Origin of the sequence: Pigmentiphaga soli (assembly GCF_039541095.1) — a bacterium.
Classification (GTDB): domain Bacteria; phylum Pseudomonadota; class Gammaproteobacteria; order Burkholderiales; family Burkholderiaceae_B; genus Pigmentiphaga; species Pigmentiphaga soli.
Genome location: NZ_BAABFO010000006.1, coordinates 32,152 through 50,645, shown reverse-complemented (window position 1 = coordinate 50,645; position 18,494 = coordinate 32,152). Strand labels below are relative to the sequence as shown.

Annotated in this window: 18 protein-coding genes and 1 tRNA gene; 12 read left to right on the top strand and 7 right to left on the bottom strand. The window is 67.3% G+C overall.

Translation table 11 applies throughout. The features are described 5' to 3' along the window. The first annotated feature begins 99 nt into the window (after positions 1–99). The 6 genes from ABD927_RS07760 (at position 100) to ABD927_RS07735 (ending at position 4,555) form a co-directional block, all read left to right on the top strand. Positions 100–441 carry a hypothetical protein gene (locus tag ABD927_RS07760; protein WP_345248010.1) on the top strand — a complete coding sequence of 114 codons (342 nt, stop codon included), beginning with the start codon at positions 100–102 and terminating at the stop codon, positions 439–441. Between the two features lie 55 nt (positions 442–496). Further along, positions 497–625: a hypothetical protein gene (locus ABD927_RS07755; protein WP_345248008.1), complete on the top strand. Its 129-nt coding sequence runs from the start codon at positions 497–499 to the stop codon at positions 623–625. 291 nt (positions 626–916) lie between these two features. Beyond that, positions 917–2,224, top strand: coding sequence for an aromatic ring-hydroxylating oxygenase subunit alpha (locus ABD927_RS07750; protein ID WP_345248006.1), 1,308 nt, complete (start codon positions 917–919; stop codon positions 2,222–2,224). Positions 2,225–2,233: 9 nt separating this feature from the next. After that, on the top strand, positions 2,234–2,731 hold the full coding sequence (locus ABD927_RS07745; RefSeq protein ID WP_345248004.1) for an aromatic-ring-hydroxylating dioxygenase subunit beta: 498 nt from the start codon (positions 2,234–2,236) through the stop codon (positions 2,729–2,731). 41 nt (positions 2,732–2,772) lie between these two features. After that, complete coding sequence (locus ABD927_RS07740) at positions 2,773–3,735, top strand: Bug family tripartite tricarboxylate transporter substrate binding protein (RefSeq protein WP_345248002.1); 963 nt, start codon at positions 2,773–2,775, stop codon at positions 3,733–3,735. A gap of 25 nt (positions 3,736–3,760) precedes the next feature. After that, positions 3,761–4,555, top strand: coding sequence for a 2-keto-4-pentenoate hydratase (locus ABD927_RS07735; RefSeq protein ID WP_345248000.1), 795 nt, complete (start codon positions 3,761–3,763; stop codon positions 4,553–4,555). Between the two features lie 21 nt (positions 4,556–4,576). Here ABD927_RS07735 and ABD927_RS07730 read toward each other — a convergent pair whose 3' ends face one another. Beyond that, the gene (locus tag ABD927_RS07730) at positions 4,577–5,305 is read right to left on the bottom strand and encodes a FadR/GntR family transcriptional regulator (RefSeq protein ID WP_345247998.1); all 729 of its coding nucleotides are present in this window, start codon (positions 5,303–5,305) and stop codon (positions 4,577–4,579) included. 106 nt (positions 5,306–5,411) lie between these two features. Between ABD927_RS07730 and lldD the strand changes: the two genes are divergently transcribed. Further along, positions 5,412–6,551 carry an FMN-dependent L-lactate dehydrogenase LldD gene (gene lldD, locus ABD927_RS07725; RefSeq protein ID WP_345247996.1) on the top strand — a complete coding sequence of 380 codons (1,140 nt, stop codon included), beginning with the start codon at positions 5,412–5,414 and terminating at the stop codon, positions 6,549–6,551. A 224-nt stretch (positions 6,552–6,775) separates the two neighbouring features. Here lldD and fabI read toward each other — a convergent pair whose 3' ends face one another. From fabI to gloB, 3 genes are all read right to left on the bottom strand, one after another. Beyond that, the gene (fabI, locus tag ABD927_RS07720; protein ID WP_345247994.1) at positions 6,776–7,573 is read right to left on the bottom strand and encodes an enoyl-ACP reductase FabI; all 798 of its coding nucleotides are present in this window, start codon (positions 7,571–7,573) and stop codon (positions 6,776–6,778) included. 38 nt (positions 7,574–7,611) lie between these two features. Then, positions 7,612–9,171: a LysM peptidoglycan-binding domain-containing protein gene (locus ABD927_RS07715; RefSeq protein ID WP_425570211.1), complete on the bottom strand. Its 1,560-nt coding sequence runs from the start codon at positions 9,169–9,171 to the stop codon at positions 7,612–7,614. A gap of 135 nt (positions 9,172–9,306) precedes the next feature. Further along, a complete protein-coding gene (gene gloB, locus ABD927_RS07710; protein ID WP_345247992.1) occupies positions 9,307–10,122 on the bottom strand; it encodes a hydroxyacylglutathione hydrolase in 816 nt (271 codons plus the stop codon). On the opposite strand from gloB, the gene ABD927_RS07705 reads away from it, so the two are divergent. From ABD927_RS07705 to ABD927_RS07685, 5 genes are all read left to right on the top strand, one after another. After that, positions 10,121–10,921: a class I SAM-dependent methyltransferase gene (locus ABD927_RS07705; RefSeq protein ID WP_345247990.1), complete on the top strand. Its 801-nt coding sequence runs from the start codon at positions 10,121–10,123 to the stop codon at positions 10,919–10,921. The two genes, gloB and ABD927_RS07705, sit on opposite strands and share 2 nt — an antisense overlap. Before the next feature lie 289 nt (positions 10,922–11,210). Next, the gene (locus tag ABD927_RS07700; RefSeq protein WP_345247988.1) at positions 11,211–12,320 is read left to right on the top strand and encodes an efflux RND transporter periplasmic adaptor subunit; all 1,110 of its coding nucleotides are present in this window, start codon (positions 11,211–11,213) and stop codon (positions 12,318–12,320) included. Between the two features lie 10 nt (positions 12,321–12,330). Next, positions 12,331–15,438 carry an efflux RND transporter permease subunit gene (locus ABD927_RS07695; protein WP_345247986.1) on the top strand — a complete coding sequence of 1,036 codons (3,108 nt, stop codon included), beginning with the start codon at positions 12,331–12,333 and terminating at the stop codon, positions 15,436–15,438. 65 nt (positions 15,439–15,503) lie between these two features. Further along, positions 15,504–16,220: a DNA polymerase III subunit epsilon gene (gene dnaQ / locus ABD927_RS07690; RefSeq protein WP_345247984.1), complete on the top strand. Its 717-nt coding sequence runs from the start codon at positions 15,504–15,506 to the stop codon at positions 16,218–16,220. Positions 16,221–16,316: 96 nt separating this feature from the next. Next, positions 16,317–16,391 (top strand) — tRNA-Val (locus ABD927_RS07685). A 25-nt stretch (positions 16,392–16,416) separates the two neighbouring features. On the opposite strand, the gene ABD927_RS07680 is transcribed toward ABD927_RS07685, so the two are convergent. The 3 genes from ABD927_RS07680 to ABD927_RS07670 are packed head-to-tail and all read right to left on the bottom strand — an operon-like array spanning position 16,417 to position 18,403. Further along, on the bottom strand, positions 16,417–16,923 hold the full coding sequence (locus tag ABD927_RS07680; protein ID WP_345247982.1) for a hypothetical protein: 507 nt from the start codon (positions 16,921–16,923) through the stop codon (positions 16,417–16,419). A 52-nt stretch (positions 16,924–16,975) separates the two neighbouring features. Further along, the gene (locus tag ABD927_RS07675; RefSeq protein WP_345247980.1) at positions 16,976–17,437 is read right to left on the bottom strand and encodes an NUDIX hydrolase; all 462 of its coding nucleotides are present in this window, start codon (positions 17,435–17,437) and stop codon (positions 16,976–16,978) included. 48 nt (positions 17,438–17,485) lie between these two features. Further along, on the bottom strand, positions 17,486–18,403 hold the full coding sequence (locus ABD927_RS07670) for a LysR family transcriptional regulator (RefSeq protein WP_345247978.1): 918 nt from the start codon (positions 18,401–18,403) through the stop codon (positions 17,486–17,488). Between the last annotated feature and the right edge of the window lie 91 nt (positions 18,404–18,494).

Below are 18,494 nucleotides of genomic sequence, written 5' to 3'. Positions count from 1 at the left end.
GTAGCCCAGCCGCCCATTAGGGAAAACCGCAACGTTTGATAAGCTTTTGTAACAACTGCGGAACCGGCCTATATAGGTCGCGGCGTTAGTATTATCCCTATGCACAAGCGCGATCTCTACCCCTCTAGCGATCCCTTGGGCGTCGAAGCCGGATTCTACATCCCCGTTCCGACGCTCGGCGACGCCGCGCTCCCTCCGCCGCGCAGCCTGCGCCTGGCGGTGCTGGCCGTGCTCGCCGTGCTGCTGGCCGCCATCGTGCTGGTGGTCTACACCGTTCCCGTCGTCACCCACACCTGGCAAGTCGTCAGCCACCAGACCGACAAGGTCCTGGGCCGCATCCTCGGCCGCGCCGAGCAACAGACCGCCGAATTCCTCGGCGGCGTCGGCCTGACGGGCTCGACCGCGATCGAAACCGAAGCGGTTCCTCCCCAGATCCACTGAATTCGGGCTAGAATCGCTGGTTGACCTAATTCAAGATTCAAGCTGGGAGATCGACATGGCTGAAAAGAAGCGCACGCGCCGCAACACCCTTGAGCGCCGTTGCCTGGGCAAGGGCTTCAAGCGCCTGTTCGTGGGCGCCCCGAAGGGCATCTTCAAGATGCTCGAGAAGGTCAAGCGGGCGTAGTTAAGCCCACCCCTACGCGCTTGCGCGCGCCCCTCGAGGGGCGATGCGAGCGGACCGGCGGAGCCGGATCCGCCGCATCCTGGATGGGTTGCGGTATGCGATAGAAGTGCGTAGCGCCGCAGGTAACTGAAGGCCGTACGCACTGCTTCTGGAAAGCCGTGGCATCGAAAGATGCCACGGCTTTTTGTTTTTTGCCGCCGCGCATCGTCCGCTCCTACATGATGTAGGTCCAAATTTGCCCCATCAGACGTGTGATACCATTTTGGTGGAACCAATTTGGAGGACAGCCATATGGACCTGGAGGAGATCGAGCGCCTGGTCGAGGACGATCGCCACTGCGGCATATTCCGCGTGCATCGCAAGGCATTCGTGGACCCGGCCATTTTCGTACTGGAGCGCGACCGCGTCTTCGACCGTTGCTGGCTGTATGCCGGCCATGAGTCCGAAGTGGCCTCGCCCGGCGATTTCATCACTCGCAAGGTCGGAGGGCGGCCGCTGTTGCTGGTGCGCAATCGGGAGGGGCGCGTCGGCGCCTTCGTCAATGCGTGCTCCCATCGCGGCAACGCGGTCTGCCGCGAAAAGTCGGGCAACGCCCGCAGCTTCAACTGCTTCTACCACGCGTGGACGTTCGACCTCGACGGCAAGCTAATCGGCGTGCCCGGCGCGGACGCCTATTCCGAAGCCTTCGATGCGGGCGAGCACGGGCTGTCCGCGGTCCCTCGCTTCGAAAGCTATCGAGGCCTGATGTTCGTCTGCTTCGACAAGGAAGCCGTCGACCTGGCGAGCTACCTGGGGCCCGAGGCCCGGCAGCAGATCGACTACGTGGTCGATTCCGCCGGCTCGCCTGCGGAACTGGAAGTGGTGCAGGGCGCGCAGGCCTACGGCATGCGGGCGAACTGGAAGCTGCTGGTGGAGAACAGCATCGATTCCTACCACGGCATTCCGACCCATCAGCGCTTTTTCAAGAAATACCTGAACGATCTGGGCATACGCACCAACGTCGACCAGATGGCCAGGCCCGGCAGCGCGGGCCGCGCCTTGGGCAATGGACACGCCGTTTCCGAAAAAGCCAAGCACAACACCGCGCTGGAGGCCGGCGCCGCCGCCGAACTTGCCGAACGGCGCAGGCGGATCGAGGCCGAGCATGGCGTCGATTACGCCCACCAGGCATGCGATTTCGACCGGAATGTCTTCATCTTTCCGAACCTCATCCTGATCTCCACCTGGCGGACGGTGCGCACCTTCTACCCGGTGGCGCCGGACTACATGGAAATCGAGGCCTGGGGCCTCATGCCCAAGAGCGACAGCCCCACGCTGCGGGCGCAGCGTTTCCAGAATTTCATTTCCTTCCTGGGGCCGGCCGGCTTCGGCACGCCCGACGACGTGAGCGCATTGGAAGGCTGCCAGCGCGGCTACGCGGCCTGGCGCGAAGCCCCCTGGTCGGACATTTCCCGGGGCATGAAGCGCGCAGCGCCGATCGCCACCGACGAATTGCAGATGCGAGCCTTCTGGCGGCGCTGGCACGCCCTCATGCTCGATCGCAAGGGGGATACCGACTGTACCGACCGCGCGGCCCGGCCCACCGCTGCCTTGGCATGAGACGACGACATGGAAACCGTATCGAACGCGACGCTGACCGTACACGATGCCCAGCGCATTTTCGTCGCCGAGGCCGCGCTGCTGGACGAGTGGCGGCTGGCCGAATGGATGAGGCTGCTGACTGACGACGCCAGGTATCTGGTGCCTCCGCTGGATGCTCCCGATGCCGATCCTCGCACCGCGCTGTTTCTCGTCGCCGATACGCCGGTGATGCTGAGATCGCGGGTGGAGCAATTGATGGGCAAGGTGAACTGGGCCGAGAACCCCCGGTCGCGGACGCGCAGGTTGGTGACCAACGTCCGCGTTCTGGAGGCCGGGGCCGATACCGCACGGGCTGCCGCCAATTTCGCGGTCTGGCAATTCGCGCACGGCCAGGCCGACACCTACGTCGGCCGCTACGTCCACACCCTCAAGCGCGTCGACGGCGACTGGCTGATCCAGGAACGCCGCGCGATGCTCGACATGGAAGCCTTGCGGCCCCACGGCAAGCTCAGCTTCATCCTCTGACCCGACCGCCCTGGCGGATCATCCCGACAAACGGAGACATCATGAAAAAAACAGTGGCCGCCCTGGCCCTCGGCGCGGCCTGTGCCGCACAGGCCGGCACCGACGTGCAGTCCTTCCCGCACTCCCCGGTGACCATCATCGTTCCCGTCGCGGCGGGGGGCGGGCTGGACGCGCTGGCCCGCACCATGGCGCCCTATCTGGGCGAACGCTGGAAGCAGCCGGTCGTGGTGGTGAATCGGCCGGGCGTGGGAGGGTGGGTCGGGGCGGTGGCCGCGGCCAAGTCGCCCCCGGACGGCTACACATTGCTGATCGCGCACGACGCGCTGGTCATCTCGAACAAGTTCCTGACCAAGGACCAGCCCATCGATCTCGACAAGGATCTGGCGCCGATCGCCCCGCTGGTGCAGGCCAACCAGATGCTGCTTGCCGCGCCCTCGGTCCAGGCCGGCGACCTGGCGGCGTTCGTCAGGCTGGCCAAGGCGAACCCGGGCAAGTATTCGTACGGCTCCTATGGACCGGGCAGTCCGCCGCAGCTGGCCTGGGCCTCCCTCGCCCACAACGAGGGGCTCGATCTGCTCGAGGTGCCCTACAAGGGCATCGCGCCTTCCATCCAGGCGGTGCTGAGCGATGAGGTGCAGCTGTCCCTGTCGAGCGGCCAGGTGGCGGGGAAGCTGATGGAGGCGGGCCGCCTGAAGGCGCTTGCCGTCGCCAGCCCCCAGCGCGATCCCCGCTACCCGGACATCAAGACCACCGCCGAATTGGGCTATCCCTATCTGCAACTGTCGATCTGGCACAGCCTGTTCGCGCCCGGCGGCACGCCGCCGGAGCTGACGGAAAAGATCGCCGCCGACGTGCGGGCCGTACTGAAGAACCCGGACTTCCTGAAGAAAATCCCCGATTTCATGCCGCTCGATGGCGGCCCCGCGGCGCTGTCCCGGCGCATTGCGGAGGAATCGAAGCGCACGAAGGCGATGATCGACATCGCCGGCGTGGTTCCCCAATGAGGGACGTCCAGCCAGGATCCGCCGCATGAACACCGTAACCTCCCGCACCGAACCGATCGCGCGCCAGCTGTACGAGGCGGCCGGCACCCGCGTTCCCATCGCCAGGCCGTCGGACGCCCGCCCGGACGGGACCGCGTCGCTCGCAGGCGCGTACCGGATTCAACAGGCCCTGATCGGCCGGCATATGGCGGCCGGCGATCGCATCGTCGGCTACAAGGTCGCCATTACCACGCGCGCCAGGCTGGCCGCGATGTCGCTCGCCGCCCCGCTGGCCGGCAAGCTGCTCGCCGGCGCCGGCGTGGCGAGCGGCGGCAGCATCGCCGCGGACGCCCTGATCGGCCCGCGCATCGAGCCGGAGGTCGCGTTCGTCATGAAGCGTTCGTTGCGCGGCCCGTTCTGCACGTTCGACGACGTATATCGCGCCACGGCCCACGTCGCGCCGGCGCTCGAAATCCTGGATTCGCGCTACGTCCCCGGCCCTTTCGACGCCTATTCGGCCGTGGCCGACAACGTGTCGTCCGCCCGGCACGTCATCGGCACGCAGCGGTGCGCGCTCGACGGGCTGGACCTGGCGCGCGTGGGCTGCGCGCTCTATCGGAACGGCGAGGTGCTGGCCACCGGCGCCGGCGCGCAGGTCTTGGGCCATCCGGCCTATGCGGTGGTCGAACTGGTGAACGATCTGGCCACCCGTGGGGAGGGGCTGGAAGAAGGCATGGTGGTGATGACCGGCGGATGGGTGGAGGCGTCGGCCGCGAATGCCGGCGACGACTTCCGCGCCAGCTTCCACACCCTGGGCGACGTATCGGTCCGTTTCGGATGACCCGTCCGGGCGGCGCCGGGGCTAGCTTCCCAGCAGGATCTCCGACCAGTATCGGGTCGCATCGCCCATGTGTTTTTGCATGATCTCCCGCGCCGCGGCCGCATTCCGCTGCTCGATGGCGTCGACCAGCATGTGGTGCTGTCTTGCCGCAGCCCGGCCCGCCTCGACATTTTCGAAGTAGACGCGCCGGCGCTGCAGCGACAGGAGATAAAAGGCGTGGAGAATGCGCACCAGCACCACGTTGTGGGAGCTTGACGCCAGTTTCATATGGAAGGCCTGGTCCAGCTCGACCATGTTGCCGTTGGCGGCCAGCACGGCGTCGGTCTGACGCAGGATCTCCCGCAACTGCCGGATGTCTTCTTCGGTGCGATGTTCGCAGGCGCGTGTCATCGCATCCAATTCCAGGGTGATGCGGACTTCCATCATGTCCACCACTTCGCGGGCCGACGGGGTGGTGCCCAGCTCGGACAGCAGCACGATTGCCTCGAAACTGCTTTCGGCGGCCGTGTCCTTCAAGTAGATTCCCGAATTGGCCTTGGTTTCGAGCACCCGCAATGCGCTGAGCATGGCAATGGCCTCGCGCAGCGCATTGCGGCCCACGCCGAAGCGGGCGGCCAGATAGCGCTCCGACGGCAGCTTTTCCCCCGGCTCGAAACGGCGGTCTTTCAGAAACGCCATGATCTTGGTGATCAGGGGCTTTTCGGCTTCTCCGGCCTGGCCGGAAAGCGGGGCTGGATTGGATGAGATCATGGACTTATATACCTACATTGGTCCTACCAACTTGGTGTTACCAGTTTAGCATATGAGATGATTGGGCCTCGCCTCCCGCATTGTCCCGTTCGCACCCACGACCGATATGATCATTTCCTCCTGCACCGACTACCGCGCGGCCGCGCAGAGCAAGCTCCCTCCCTTCCTGTTCCACTACGTCGACGGCGGCGCCTATGCCGAGCGCACCCTGCGCCGCAATGTCGACGACCTGGCCGACATCGCGCTGCGGCAGCGGGTGCTGCGCAACATGTCGGAACTGAGCCTGGAAACGCGCCTGTTCGGCGAGACGCTGGCGATGCCGGTGGCGCTGGCGCCGGTGGGCCTGGCCGGCATGCTGGCCAGGCGCGGCGAGGTGCAGGCGGCGCGCGCCGCCGACCGCAAGGGCATCCCGTTCACGCTGTCGACCGTTTCGGTATGCCCGATCGAGGAAGTGGCGCCCGGCCTGTCGCGCCCGATGTGGTTCCAGCTCTACGTGCTGAAAGACCGCGGCTTCATGCGCAACGCGCTCGAGCGGGCGCAGGCGGCGGGCTGCTCGACCCTGGTGTTCACGGTGGACATGCCGGTGCCGGGCGCGCGCTACCGCGACGCCCATTCGGGCATGAGCGGCCCGCGCGCCGAATGGCGCCGCTACCTGCAGGCGATGCGCCATCCCGCCTGGTCCTGGGACGTGGGTCTGTTCGGCCGTCCGCACGACCTGGGCAACGTGTCGGCCTACCGTGGCCGGCCGACGGGCCTGGAAGACTACATCGGCTGGCTGGCGGCCAATTTCGACCCGTCGATCTCATGGAAAGACCTGGAGTGGATCCGCGACTTCTGGAAGGGGCCGATGGTCATCAAAGGCATCCTGGATCCCGAAGACGCGCGCGACGCCGTGCGTTTCGGGGCCGACGGCATCGTCGTTTCCAATCACGGCGGGCGCCAGCTGGACGGCGTGCTGTCGTCGGCGCGCGCGCTGCCGCCGATCGCCGACGCGGTGAAGGGGCAACTGGCCATCCTGGCCGACGGCGGCGTGCGCAATGGGCTCGACGTGGTCCGCATGCTGGCGCTGGGCGCCGACACGGTGCTGCTGGGGCGCGCCTTCGCCTATGCGCTGGCCGTGGGCGGCGAGGCTGGCGTGGCCAATCTGCTCGGACTGATCGAAAGGGAAATGCGCGTGGCGATGACGTTGACCGGGGCTAAGTCGATTGCCGAGATCAATGTTGATTTGTTGGATCGGGAAGGTTGAGTTCTTGACCGGCCGACGGGGGTGGGGCTTGCCTGTGGGGCGTAGAGGAGTCGGTCCTCCAGCCCCTCGTGGGGCTTCCGGACACCGCTTCGGCCCGCTCGTACGGGCCCGCTTCGGAGCCCTTCCTTCGCGTGCGCCTCGCTCGCCTCCTCTGCGCCGCCCAGGGCCGCCCAACGGGCTCCGAACGCCTTAAGTACTCAACCCCACAAAGAACCCCGAGAACCTCATTCTCCCGTCCCGGGAACAATCGTAGAGAACCCAGCATCGACATGGGTGATTTCGCCAGTAATCCCCGCTGCCAGGTCGGACAGCAGGAAGGCGGCCACGTTGCCGACGTCGTCGATGGTGACGTTGCGGCGCAGCGGCGCATGGGTTTCGACGAATTTGAGGATCTTGGAGAAGTCTTTGATGCCGCTGGCCGCCAGGGTCTTGATGGGTCCGGCCGAGATGGCGTTGGCGCGGATGCCGCGCGGTCCCAGCGCCGAGGCCAGGTAGCGCACGGAGGCTTCGAGGGCAGCCTTGGCCACGCCCATGGTGTTGTAGTTCTCGACCACGCGCTCGGCGCCCAGGTAGGTCAGCGTCAGGACCGAGCCGGTGCCCTGGCCGTCCGGCCCTTGCAGCAGCGGCAGCGCCGCCTTGGCCATGGCCGGGAAACTGTAGGCCGAGATGTCGTGCGCGATGCGGAAGGCCTCGCGCGACAGGCCGTCGAGGAAGTCGCCCGCGATCGCCTCGCGCGGCGCGAAGCCGATCGAATGCACCAGGCCGTCGAGCTTGTTCCAGTGCCCGGCCAGGCCCGCGAAGGTGGATGCGATCTGCTCGTCGGAAGCCACGTCGCACTCGAACACCAGCTTGCTGCCGAACTCGGCGGCGAACTCGGCCACCCGGTCCTTGAAGCGCTCGCCCACGTACGTGAAGGCCAGTTCGGCGCCTTCGCGGTGACAGGCGCGGGCGATGCCGTAGGCAATGGAGCGGTTGGACAGCACTCCGGTGACGAGAATGCGCTTGCCGGCGAGAAATCCCATACGGTTACCTGTGTTGGAAGTTGACCGCCGGCAGTGTATCAGCCGCTGACGCCCGTGCCCGGGATCTGCAGCGTGCGGCCGATCGACAGGGCCGAGCTCTTCAGGTGATTGAGCGCTCGCAGCTGGGCCACCGTGGTGCCGTACTTCCGCGCGATCGAGCTGAGCGTGTCGCCGCGCCGCACCTTGTACGTGCGCGCGCTCAGGCGGGGCGCGGGGGCGCGGGCGACTGCCGAGCGCACCGGATTGGCCGGTCCGCTGGCGATGACCGCGGCTTCGGCCGCGCCGCCCACCGGCACCACCAGCACGGCGCCCGCCAGCACCTTGCTGCGCGGCCCGAGGTTGTTGGCCTTGCGCAGCGTGGCGATCGAGGTCTTGTACTTGCGGGCCACGGTGGCCAGCGTTTCGCCGCGCGCCACCGTGTGATGGTGCCACGACGACAGCGAGCCGCTGTGCGCCTGCAGATTGGCCTCGAACACGGCAACGCGGTCGGCCGGCAGGATCAGCGTGGGCTCGTCGCCGCCGATGATCACGCCGCGGTTGTACGAGGGGTTCAGCGCCTTGAATTCGTCCAGCGGCATCTCGGCCAGCTGGGCCGCCGTCTTGACGTCCATCGTGCGGCTCTTGGTGACCGTGACGAAATACGGCTGGTTGTCGATCGGCGGCAGCGTCAGGCCGAAGGCGGTCGGGTTGGAAATGATGTTCTTGATCGCCTGCAGCTTCGGAATGTAGTTGCGGGTCTCGTCGGGCATGTCGAGCGACAGGTAGTCGGTGGGCAGGTTCTGCGCCTCGTTCTTTTCGATCGCGCGCTTGACCGAGCCTTCGCCCCAGTTGTAGCTGGCCAGCGCCAGCTGCCAGTCGCCGTGGAAGTCGAACAGGTACTGCAGGTAATCGAGCGCCGCGTTGGTCGAGGCGATCGGGTCGCGCCGCTCGTCGCGCCACCAGTCCTGCTTGAGGTTGTAGTTGTGGCCGGTGGCCGGTATGAACTGCCACAGGCCCGAGGCCTTGGCGCTCGACAGCGCCCACGGGTCGTAGGAGCTCTCGACGAAGGGCAGCAGGGCCAGCTCGCTGGGCAGCCCGCGCTGGTCGATTTCTTCGATGATGTAGTACAGGTACTTGCTGGCCCGTTCGGCGCTGCGCTGGAGATAGTCGGGCCGGGCGGCGTAGTAGGCCTCCCATTCCTTGACCAGCGGCGTGTCGATGTTGGGGATGGCGAAGCTGCGGCGCAGGCGCGACCAGATGTCGGTCGGCTGGACCGTCAGGTCGACCACCAGCGGCGCCAGGCCGGGGCGCGAGGTATGGCGCGCCAGCGGCGCGTCGAGCCGCATGCCGTCGTCGGAAGCGGCGGCCTGGCCGTAGCCGGCGAACGAATCGATGGAGGGCAGTGTGGCGCGCTCTGCGCTCAGGGCGGCAGGGCGTTCGAGGACAGGCTTGGCCGACGCATGCATCGATCCGCCGTCCGCCTGTGGCGGTGCCACGGCGGCGCAGCCCGCCAGCGCCAAAGCGGCGGCGGCAGCCAGGAACTTGAACGGGGCCAGGATCAGGATGCCATCGCGGAGGCCTCCCCGCGTGAATAGTACGCCGCGGGGGCGCGATTGCATGTTTTTCATGGGAATACCGGCGTACTCAGCGCGGGCATAGTACGAAGCAGGCCGGGTCGGCGTCAAGGTTGTTTTACAAAATCGCAGCTTTTGCCGGCCCGATGCCAGACAATGCAAGCAGTTACATAAGCCCGGTCAGAATTTGTTTTTCCACTCGCGCAGCGCGGCGAAAACATCCACCTGCGACGCGAGCGGCTGGCCGGCGTGGCGCGCGGCGGCCTGCGCCACGGCGGGTACCGCGGTGCGCAGGAAGGGGTTGACCTGCAGTTCCAGGCCGATCGTTGTCGGCACCGTGGCGCGGTCGGCCTCGCGCAGGCGGCGGGCTTCGCCGTGCCAGGCGGCGAGCGCGCCGTTGCCGGGTTCGACCGCCTCGGCCCAGCGCAGGTTGGACAGCGTGTATTCGTGCGCACAGTAGACCCGCGTGGCGGCCGGCAGCGCGGCGAGCTTGGCCAGCGACTCGTGCATCTGGGCCGGCGTGCCCTCGAACAGCCGGCCGCAGCCGGCGGCGAACAGCGTATCGCCGCAGAACACCAGCGGTTCTACGCCGGCGGCGCGGCCGAAGTAGGCGATGTGGCCCGCGGTATGGCCCGGTACGTCCAGCACGCCGAGGTCCAGGTCCAGTTCGGGCAGCGTCACGCGGTCGCCCTGCGCGAGCCGGCGGTCGCAGTGCGGCAGCCGCTCGCCGGCCGGGCCGAACACGGTGGCGCCGGTGCGCTGCACCAGTTCCGCCACGCCGCCGACATGGTCGTTGTGGTGGTGGGTCAGTAGAATGGCGTGCAGTCGCAGGCCGTCCCGTTGCAGGGCGGCCAGCACCGGCGCCGCGTCGCCGGGGTCCACCACCGCGGCCAGCGTGTCGTGCCGGACCAGCCAGATATAGTTATCGTTGAACGCGCGCAGCGCGCAAACCGGCGAGGCTGCCGCCCGTCGTTCTTCCTTGCCAGAATCATTCATGCCGATGCCCCTTAGTGCCGACCAGGATGCCCCGATTGTAGAACTCGCCCGCTGGCTGGCGACCGACCCCGGCCGCTATGCGCTGGCCTGGGAACAGGAACAGCTCGACCTGCAGGTGGGGGACGTGTTCGGCTTCTATGCGATGCAGGTCGGCCTGCCCGAGATCGATGGGCTGCGCGCCAATCGCATCGCCTTCAAGGGGCTGGTGGCCGAAGGCCTGCCGGCGCCGGCGCAGCGGCCGCGCTGGACGGCGCTGGCGGTGGCGCGCGCCGAAGACCTGCCGTTCGACGCCCAGAGCCTGGACCTGCTGGTGCTGCCGCACACGCTGGAGTGTTCGCGCGACCCGCATCGCGTGCTGCGCGAGGCCGAACGGGTGCTGATGCCCGAAGGCCGGCTGGTGATCACAGGCTTCAATCCGTGGAGCCTGTGGGGCGCGCCGCCGCTGCTGCACTGGCGCACGCCGTTCCTGCCGCGCGGCCTGCGGGCGCTGTCGCAGGCACGGCTGCGGGACTGGCTGGAACTGCTGTCGTTCGACGTGGGCGCCAGCCGCGCCGGCGCCTACGTGCCGGCCTGCCGCTCCGAAACCTGGCTGCGCCGCTGGGCGTTCCTCGAACACGCCGGCGAGCGCTGGTGGCCGTTCGCCGGGGGCCTGTACGTGCTGTCGGCGATCAAGCGCACGGCGGGCCTGCGGATCATCGGGCCGGCGTGGAAAACCCAGAAACCGGCCCGTTCGGCGGCCGCTGTCGCTACCACCCGGGTAAACACTCATGCGCGGCACGGACGAGGCCCGATTGCCTAAGGAATAGGCCCACCCCTTGCGGCACCGGCGGACCGGAGAGGAAGGCCCACCCCTTGCGGCTTCGCCGCGCCCCTCAAGGGGCGACACCGGCGGACCGGAGAGGAAGGCCCACCCCTTGCGGCTTCGCCGCACCCCTCAAGGGGCGACACCGGCGGACCGGCAAAGCCGGATCCGCGGTGCCCGGGGTTGGGGCCGCGGTGGTGGGCCATTGGAATCGATAGTCGCCACGCGGCAGTCGGGCAATGCTAAATTGCACGATACAGTTTGTTGCCTCCCGGCCTTCCCCGCCATGCAGAAAAGCTCCGTCATCCTGATCGTGGTCGCCGCGCTCGCCGTTGGCGGTGGCGCCGGGTATTTCGCGCCGCGCGCGTTCAAGGGCGGCGCGGCCGGCGCTGCCGGCGTGGCGGCGCCGGCCGCGCGCGAGGCCCCGGCCCGCCAGCGCGAGGCCCAGGCGGTGGCGGTGGAGGTCGTGACGGTGGCCAGCAAGCCGCTGGAGCGCGGCATCACCGCGGTCGGCAGCCTGCGGTCCGACGAATCCGTCACGCTGCGGCCTGAAGTCGCGGGCCGCATCAGCGAGATCCTGTTCACCGAGGGACAGCGGGTGCGCAAGGGCCAGGTGCTGGTGCGCCTGGACGATTCCGTGCCGCGCGCCGAGCTGCAGCAGGCGCGCGCCAACCACTCGCTGGCCAAGAGCAATTACGAGCGGTCGATCGAGCTGCAGCAGAAAGGCTTCATCAGCAAGCAGGCCAAGGACGAGGTCGACAATGCGCTGAAGGTGCAGGAGGCGGCGATGGTGCTGGCCGAGGTCAAGCTGGAGAAGAACCAGATCCGCGCCCCGTTCAACGGCGTGATCGGGCTGCGCAGCGTGTCGGTCGGCGACTACGTCGGCGTCGGCCAGGACCTGGTGCCGCTGGAGGCGATCGATCCGCTCAAGGTGGATTTCCGCATCCCCGAGCTGTACCTGTCGCAGATCCGCAATGGCCAGCTGCTGCAGATCTCGCTCGACGCCGTGCCGGGCAAGGTATTCGACGGCAAGGTGATCGCCATCAGCCCGGCCATCGACGCCGGCGGCCGTTCGATCGTGATGCGCGCCCAGGTCCGCAACGACGCGGGCCTGCTGCGCCCCGGCATGTTCGCCCGCGTGCGGCTGCTGCTGGCCGAGCGCGCGCAGGCCTTGATGGTGCCCGAGGCGGCGCTGGCGCCGGCCGGCGACGAGCAGTTCGTGTTCCGCGTCGAGGAAGGCCGCGCGCAGCGGGTGCAGGTCGAGATCGGCCAGCGCCGCGAAGGCTGGGTCGAGGTGGTCTCGGGCCTGGCCGAGGGCGACGTGGTGGTGGTGGCCGGTTCCCACAAGCTGCACCCCGGCGCCGCCGTGAAAACGGCGCAGGCCGCCGGGCTCTGAGGCCGCCGCCATGGTCCTGTCCGAAATCTGCGTCAAGCGGCCGGTGTTCGCCTCGGTGCTGTCGCTGCTGGTGGTGCTGGTCGGCCTGATCTCGTATTCGCGGCTCACCGTGCGCGAGTATCCGCAGATCGACGAGCCGGTGGTGTCGGTGTCCACCGTTTACAAGGGCGCGTCGGCCGAGGTGATCGAATCGCAGATCACCAAGGTGCTGGAAGACTCGCTGTCGGGCATCGAAGGGGTCGAGCTGATGACCTCCACCAGCCGCTCCGAGCGCAGCAACATCAACGTGCGTTTCCGGCTGTCGGTGTCGCCCGACGCCGCCGCGGCCGACGTGCGCGACAAGGTCTCGCGGGTGCGCGGCCGGCTGCCGGACGAGATCGACGAGCCCATCATCGCCAAGGTCGAGGCCGACACCCAGCCCATCATGTACCTGGCGGTGGAAGCCGGCGCGATGTCGAGCATGCAGGCCTCCGACTACATCAACCGCTTCATCAAGCCGCGGCTGTCGGTGCTGCCGGGCGCGGCCGAGGTGCGGGTATTCGGCGAACGCCTGCCGGCCATGCGCATCAACGTGGACCGCGGCAAGCTGGCCGGCTATCGCCTGACGGTGCAGGACGTGGAAGACGCGCTGCGGCGGCAGAACGTGGAGATCCCGTCGGGCCGGATCGAATCCAACGCGCGCGAGTTCTCGGTGGTGGCCGCCACCGACCTGAACACGCGCGAGCAGTTCGAGAACGTCGTCATCGCCAACGTGAACGGCTACAGCGTCAGGATCCGCGACGTCGCCACCGTCGGCCTGGGGCCGGTGGACGAGCGCGTCACCTCGCGCTTCAACGGCCAGCCGGCGCTCAACATCGGCGTGGTCAAGCAGTCCACCGCCAACCCGCTCGACCTGTCGCGCGAGGTGCGGCGCGAGATCGAGCTGATCAACCCGACGCTGCCCGAGGGCATGCGGCTGGCGGTGTCGTACGATACCTCCGTGTTCATCGAGAAATCGATCGAGTCGGTGTTCCACACCATCGTCGAGGCCATCGTGCTGGTGGTGCTGGTGATCTTCTTCTTCCTGCGCAACCTGCGCGCCAGCCTGATCCCCATCGTCACGATACCGGTGTCGCTGATCGGCGCCTGCTCGCTGATGTACGCCTTCGGCTTCTCGGTCAACACGCTCACGCTGCTGGCGATGGTGCTGGCCATCGGCCTGGTGGTGGACGACGCCATCGTGGTGCTGGAGAACATCTTCCGCCACATCGAGGAAGGCAAGTCGCGCATGCAGGCGGCGCTGCTGGGCTCGAAGGAAATCGGCTTCGCCGTGGTGGCGATGACGCTCACGCTGGTCACGGTGTACGCGCCGCTGGCCTTCGCCACCGGCCGTACCGGCCGGCTGTTCATCGAGTTCGCGCTGGCGCTGGCCGGCGCGGTGCTGTTTTCCGGCTTCGTCGCGCTCACGCTGACGCCGATGATGTGCTCGCTGCTGCTGCACCACGAAACGAAGCACAGCCGCCTCTACAACCTGATCGAGGGCGGGCTCGACGGGCTCAACCGCGGCTACCGCGGCGCGCTGGCTTTCGCGCTGGGCCATCGCTGGTGGGTGGTGGCGCTGGGGCTGGCGGTGGGCGCCAGCAGCGTGCCGCTGTTCCAGACCATCAAGAGCGAGCTGTCTCCGGTGGAAGACCGCGGCGCCATCTACGGCCGGGTCACCTCGCCGCAGGGCGCCACCGTGGGCTACACCACCGACTACCTGCGCCGCATCGAGCAGATCTACGCCGACATCCCGGAAATGGAAGCGCACCAGGCGGTGGCCGGCTTCCCCATCGTGACCGACGGCAACGCCATCCTGCGCCTGAAGCCGTGGGACGAACGCAGCAAATCGCAGCAGCAGATCGCGCGCGAACTGCAGCCCAGGTTCGCCGCGCTGCCCGGCGTGCAGGCCTTCCCGACCAATCCGCCGTCGCTGGGGCAATCGGCGCGTTCGTCGCCGGTCGAGTTCGTCATCATGAGCCAGGTTTCGTACCCGGAGCTGGCGGGCATCGTCGACAATTTCCTGGCCGAGCTGTCGCGCTACCCGGGCGTGCAGAACGTGCAGACCGACCTCAAGCTCAATACGCCCGAGCTGCGCGTGCAGGTCAACCGCGACAAGCTGGCCGACGTCGGCGTCGACGTCGACCGCGTGGGGCGCACGCTCGAATCGATGCTGGGCGGGCGGCAGGTCACCCGCTTCAAGGACAGCGGCGAACAGTACGACGTGCTGGTGCAGGTGATCCCGCGCGACCGCTCCAATCCGAACGACATTTCCGACATCTACGTGCGCGCCCGCAGCGGCGAGATGGTGCAGCTGGCCAACCTGCTGCACGTGCGCGAAGGCGTCTCGCCGCAGACGCTGAACCATTTCAACCGGCTGCGATCGGTCACGGTGTCGGCCACGCTGGCGCCGGGCTATGCGCTGGGCGACGCGCTGGCCGTCATGCGAGACATCGCCGCCCGCACCCTGCCGCCCGGCGTGCAGACCGACCTGAACGGCCAGTCGCGCGAGTTCCGCGATTCGGCCGGCAGCATCTACCTGGTGTTCGCGATGGCAGTGGCCTTCATCTACCTGGTGCTGGCGGCGCAGTTCGAAAGCTGGCGCAACCCGCTCATCATCATGCTGTCGGTGCCGCTGTCGATGACCGGCGCGCTGCTGGCGCTGTGGCTGTCGGGCGGCACGCTGTCGATCTACAGCCAGATCGGGCTGATCACGCTGGTGGGGCTGATCACCAAGCACGGCATCCTGATCTGCGAATTCGCCAACCAGTTGCGCGACGCCGGCAAGCCGCTGCTGGAAGCCGTGATCGAGGCCAGCGTGATGCGGCTGCGGCCCATCCTGATGACCACCGGCGCGATGGTGCTGGGCGCGGTGCCGCTGGCGCTGGCCCAGGGCGCCGGCGCCGAGTCGCGGGTGCAGATCGGCTGGGTGATCGTGGGCGGCATGACGGTGGGCACCTTCCTGACGCTGTTCGTGGTGCCCTGCGTGTACTCGCTGATCGCCGGCGTGCGCAAGCGGCCGCTGCCGATCGGCGAGGAGGCCGGCGAGGGGCATGGCCACGGGCTGCCGCCGCAGGTCGAGCCCGAAACCGTGGGCTGATGTCCGCCCCGGCGCATTTCGCTACACTGACGCCTGTCTTTCCCGCCGTCTTCCCGGAAGCCCGCATGCGCTACGTCGTCCTCGATACCGAAACCACCGGCCTCGATCCCCAGCAGGGGCACCGCATCATCGAAATCGGCTGCGTCGAGATCTTCAATCGCCGCGTCACCCAGCGCAATTTCCACACCTACCTGAACCCCGACCGCGACAGCGACCCGGGCGCGCTGCAAGTGCACGGGCTGACCACCGAGTTTCTGTCCGACAAGCCGCGCTTCGAAGACAAGGTCGACGAATTCCTCGATTTCATCTGCGGCGCCCAGGTCATCATCCACAACGCCGAGTTCGACATCCGCTTCCTGAACGCCGAACTGGCCCGGCTGCAGCGCCCGCCGTTCCGCGAATGCTGCGATGGCGTGGTCGATTCGCTGCTGCAGGCGCGCGAACTGCACCCCGGCAAGCGCAACTCGCTCGACGCGCTGTGCGACCGCTACGATATCTCCAACGCCCACCGCGTGCTGCACGGCGCGCTGCTGGACTCGGAACTGCTGGCCGAGGTGTGGCTGGCGATGACGCGCGGCCAGGACAGCCTGGTGATCGAACTGGACGACACCGCCGCCGGCGGCACCCTCGACTTCGGCGCCTTCGATCCGCACGTGCTGCCCGTGACCGCGCCCGATCCCGAGGAACTGGCGGCCCACCTGGCGTACCTGGAGGGCCTCGACAAGGAGTCCAAGGGCGCCACGCTGTGGCGCAGGCTGGAGGCGCCGGCCGAGGCGGCGTAAAGCGCTGCCCTTGTGCGCGCTGCGCCCGAAAACTGTGCTATAGTCTCGGGCTCCCGGCTGCCAAACAGCCGGATTCTCCGACGGCCATGCGCCGACGGGCGGTTAGCTCAGTGGTAGAGCACTGCCTTCACACGGCAGGGGTCACAAGTTCGAAACTTGTACCGCCCACCAAGAATCCTTTGAAACAAGAGCGCCGCTAAGAGGCGTCACGCGCAAGAGCTGCGCTTCGAATATGCTCGCCCAGCTGCTGATTGATGTACTCGACGGCCTTGCGGCCGTTCGCTACGGAAGGCAGCACGATCTCACTGGACTTTGTGAAGCGGTGCCCGACACGGATACGGTAGGAGTTGAAAGCCCAGGCCAGGAACCCCGTGAAGAAAACCGCCTCGTCGATATCTCTCCAGCGCACGCCGCTGACGCCCTTGGTCCACGGAAAAATTCCACTACTCACCCATACGCCTTGATCGTTCGTATAGAGGCGAACGGCTCGGTTCGAGCAAACCGTCAGCGCGAAAATAGCAGTCCAGGCTATTGCTACAGCTACCCCGGCGGCGGGTCGCCAGAGATAAATCCGATAGGCGATGGCATAGACTATCAAAAGGACAATGATCGGCTTCGCGTAAGCCGTCCAGGAAAGGCGGTAGGCGTTCTCGGCGCCCAGTCTGATGTCGACCTTCTCTTCTCTTCGGTTGCCAGATTCCATTGCTCACTTCCTTGATGATGCGGCTACTTCAATCGGCCGTGCACAGAACTCGCTATCGTAGTGCCGGACTGATCCCCGCGCCGGCCAGGATGGCCAGGATGTCGTCCAGGAAAACAGCATCGCGAGTGGTCCGCAGTTCATCCAGTGTCCACCAGCGATGCTCGGCCATCACGTCGCGCTCCAGATCGGTCCACCCATCCCTGGACAGGGCCCGCTCCTGAACCCGAACCACGAAAAACCTTTCGTCCGCAAGCACGTATGTGCCGTCCGGCATCTGCATCTCGAAGCAGCGCCGCGCGATCGGCGGGCCGATTTCGGCGGACTTGAAACCCGTTTCTTCGTGCAGCTCGCGCCGCGCGGCAGCCTCAAAGTCCTCGCCGTGTTCAAGACCGCCGCCCGGCGTGGCCCAGAAATCGCGGCCGGCCAGCGGGCCGCGCCGGTGCACGAACCGGAACAGCAGGATGCGGTCGCGGGCATCGAGGACGAGCAGGCGAGAGGACGAACGGGTATCCATGAGCAGGATCCTAGGGCATTTTAGCCGCGGTGCCCTTCCTGAGGGAGCTCACGTGCGGGCCGGCAGCGCGAAGTAGCCGGCTTCGGTCAGCACATCGCGCACGATGTCGATCACGCCGGTGAATTCTTCGCCGCGGTCTTCGCCCAGGTAGGAAAGGGCGAAGGCGACGAGGGGGATGGGCGGGTCGGCGGGCAGGGTGCGCAGAGTGCCGGCCTGCAAACTGTCGCGGGTGGCGGAGGCGGGGAGGATGGCGATGGCGTGGCCGGCTTCGGCCAGGCGCAGCATCAGCGACAGCGAGTTGCAGGCGTTGTGGACCTTGAAGTCGTAGCCGCCGGCTTGTAGCCAGTTGCGCACCAGGCTGTTGAGGGTGGAGGGCGGCGAGTTGGTGACGATGGGGCAGGCCACGGCCCGCGCCGGGTCGAAGGGGCCGGGCGCCACGTCCAGGGCCGGCGCGGCCACCCAGTCGAAGGCGACCCATCCCAATACCTGTTCGACCACGTGCGGCGCCGGCAGCTCGCCCAGCGAGGAATGGATGGCCACGTCGAGTTCGCGCCGGCCCACCTTCTGCCGCAGCACGGTGCCGATGTCGATCGTCACTTCGATCTGCAGTTCGGGATGCATGGCGTGCAGCCGCGCCAGGATGCCGGTCAGGCCGGCCATGGCGGACGACTCGTCGGCGCCGAAGCGCAGCACGCCCTCCAGCGTTTCGCCGCCGCGCATCCGTTCCAGTTCCTGGCCGGCGCCGAGCAGGCGCTCGGCGTGGCTGAGGGCGTTGCGGCCGGCATGGGTGAGCTCGATGCGCTGGTTGCGGCGCTCGAACAGCCGGACCTGCAGCGTCGATTCCAGTTCCTTGATACGGGCGGAAATGGCCGGCTGGGTGAAATTCAGGTGGCGGGCGGCGGCGTGGAAGCTGCCCAGGCGGGCCGACCAGAAGAATGCTTCGATCTGCTGCAGGGTGATCCGCATGATAAGAAGCTTTTATCAATTCCCGAAAGAATTTGTCGCTGTCAGCTTAGCCGAACTTGGTCATATCGTGGCAATGTTTCCAACGCCGCCC